General features: G+C 58.5%; 2 protein-coding genes. Both read left to right on the top strand.

All coding sequences use genetic code 11. From position 1 onward, the window contains the following. The first annotated feature begins 393 nt into the window (after window positions 1-393). Entirely contained in the window at window positions 394-1311 is a 918-nt protein-coding gene (locus ACFTWP_RS41505; RefSeq protein WP_357861324.1) for an NAD-dependent epimerase/dehydratase family protein, read from the top strand. Window positions 1312-1329: 18 nt separating this feature from the next. After that, on the top strand, window positions 1330-2730 hold a 1401-nt coding region (locus ACFTWP_RS41500; RefSeq protein WP_380270368.1), incomplete at its 3' end, for a glycosyltransferase.

The following is a 2730-nucleotide window of genomic DNA, read 5'->3' as shown; positions in this document are numbered from 1 at the left end:
CGTTCGAAGCGAGACACAAGGCGTGGCCGTGAGCTGTACCGAACTCAAAGCATCGTTGCCCGGTTCTTCAATCGCATCAGACATTTTGATCGGGTCCGCACTCGATACGACAAGCTCGCGGGCGACTGGCTCGCCTTCGCTTGCCGGTACTTTGGGACGGCGGATGAGAACGCCTACGGATCGGAGCGAGCGTCAGGCAGGGTCGGGCGGTGCGATACATTCGTGTCACCAACAAGGAGCCCGGCCGCCTTGGCGGATCGGTTCGCCGTCGATGAGGCATCGATCGATGTGGGCAGGTATTGGACGGCGTTTGACAGCACTTGCGGGCACACCTACAGTTGCCGGCGCTTGGTAGGCGATTTCTGCGCGTAAATGGAAAAGAAAACTTATTTGGTGACCGGTGCGTCAGGATTTATCGGTCGATCGCTCGTCGAGCGACTACGTGCGAATGGCCACGTCGTGCGATGTGCGATGAGAAGGGTTATGGATTGCGCGAATGACGTCGAGTGCCCGCTTGGCGCGTCGATCGATACCTGGCTCAACGCCATTGACGGTGTCGATGGTGTCTTCCATCTTGCGTGGTCGACCGTGCCGCGAACGGCAAATGGTGCGCCGCTCGACGACGTCGCCACCAACGTCATAGGTACCGTTGCGCTGCTCGAGGCGATGCGGCGGCACCCGGGCGTTCCGTTCGTTTTTGCTTCGTCGGGCGGAACGGTCTATGGCGTACCGGAAGCCGATCGGGTCTCTGAGTCGCATCCGCTGCGGCCCCTCGGCGTGTATGGCGCGTCGAAAGCGGCGGTTGAAGGCTATGCGATGCTCTATCGCCGGCAGTTCAATGTGGACGCGCGCATCCTGCGTGTCAGCAATCCGTTCGGGCCTGGGCAGAACGTCGAGGGCCAGTTGGGCGCCGCGTCGATCTTCGCGTGGCGCGCGCTGGCCGGTCTCGACATTCAGATATGGGGCGATGGCTCGGTCGTTCGCGATTACCTGTATATCGACGATGCGGTGGACGCGTTCGTCGCGACAATGGACTCCCCGAGCGCCGCGTTCGGGCGCATGGACCCCGTCTTCAATATCGGCTCCGGTGAAGGCACGTCGCTCAGGCAGATTGTTGAGACGATCGGCGAGATTCTCGGTACGCCGGTTTGCGTCAAGTACGAGGCCGCGCGCTCATTTGACGTACCGGTCAGTATTCTCGACGTATCGCGTACCAAACAGGTGCTCGGTTGGGTGCCGAAGACAACCTTCCGCGACGGCATGAGCGAGACGATTGCTCGCTTTTCAAAGAACACAGCCGTGCAACCGTGATCAGATTGAAGGACCTCGATGGCTACCGTTTCGGTTATTGTCCCCTTTTTCAATCAGCTGAAGTATCTCCGGCAATGCTTGGAGAGTGTACTGAAGCAGACATTTGATGATATCGAAGTTCTGCTCGTGAACGATGGCTCCGCGGAAGATCCGGCGGAACTCGTACGAGCATTGGGTGACCCTCGCATCAAATTGATCGTGCAAGCGAATGCGGGTGTTGCGATCGCGCGCAATAACGCAATTGCCGCCAGCAGTGGGGAGTTTCTGGTCTTCCTGGACGCTGACGATTGGCTTGCACCGACGATGATCGAAGAATTGTCACAGGCGCTTATCGGCGACAAGGATGCCGGTATGGCTTACTGCGACATCATCCGTGTCGATGAGCAAGGTGAAGTGGCAGATCTGCATAAAGTTGCGCATGCGCGAGCCGAACTGAACGGCAATATCTTGCCGTCGCTGATGCTCGGCGGATATTTCCCGCCGGTCTGCGTGATGGTGCGCGCGTCCGCCCTCGACAAGGTAGGGGGCTTTGATAAGTTGCTCGGAGGGTGCTGCGATTGGGACTTGTGGATCCGGATCGTCGCGTCCGGATTCACGGCACGGTTCGTGCCACGAGAACTCGGCTATTACCGCCTCCATGATCAGTCGATGAGCAAGGATTCAGCACACATGCGCTCGACGGCGGAGGCGACGCTCGCAAAGAACATGGCGGCGTTTCCCCGGCAACTGGCCAGCGCCATGCAACTGCTCATACAGACGTCGGCAGAGATCTACTCGAGCAATGTCACCCTCGAGCGGGAACGGCTGGGCCTGATCGGGTCGCAGCGGGAACACGAACGGGACATTGAGCGCCTCGAAGGTATTGTCAGCCAGCTCAAAGACGATATCGCATCCCTGGTGCGGGGCAAGGAATGGCTTGAAGTGCAGTGGAGCAACTATAAGACTGCCAACGTCGCCATGGAGCAGGACAAGCAACATCTGAGCGCAGCGCTTGCTGAGCACCGGTCGGAGATCGAACGGCTCGAAGCAATGACGCGCCAGCTCAAGAGCGATATCAATGAACTCACTACCGAGAAGCAATGGCTAGAGAAAAGGTTGGACGAATGCCACAAAATCAATGCCGCCAACGAGCTGGCCAATCAGAATCTGACGGAATTGCTCGCGCAACACAAGGCAGAGATCAGCCTCATTCCTCGTCCATCTCCAGAGTCCGGCCGCGGTACATCAACTATGCTAATTGATCGATTTGGGGCTGCGCGTCGGCGCGTGGGGAGGCTTGCAAGACGCTTCACTGAATCACCGGACGTATCGGTGGACGAAGCCGGGTTGCTGCGTACATCGCCGTTATTCGATCGCGCATATTATCTGGCGACCTATCCGGACGTAGCGGATGCGGCTATCGATCCCGTTGTTCATTAC

The organism is Kitasatospora sp. NPDC057015, from assembly GCF_042673745.1.
GTDB lineage: Bacteria > Actinomycetota > Actinomycetes > Streptomycetales > Streptomycetaceae > Kitasatospora.
The sequence above is the reverse complement of the archived record's forward strand: the minus strand, read 5'-3'. Positions and strand labels throughout refer to the sequence as shown.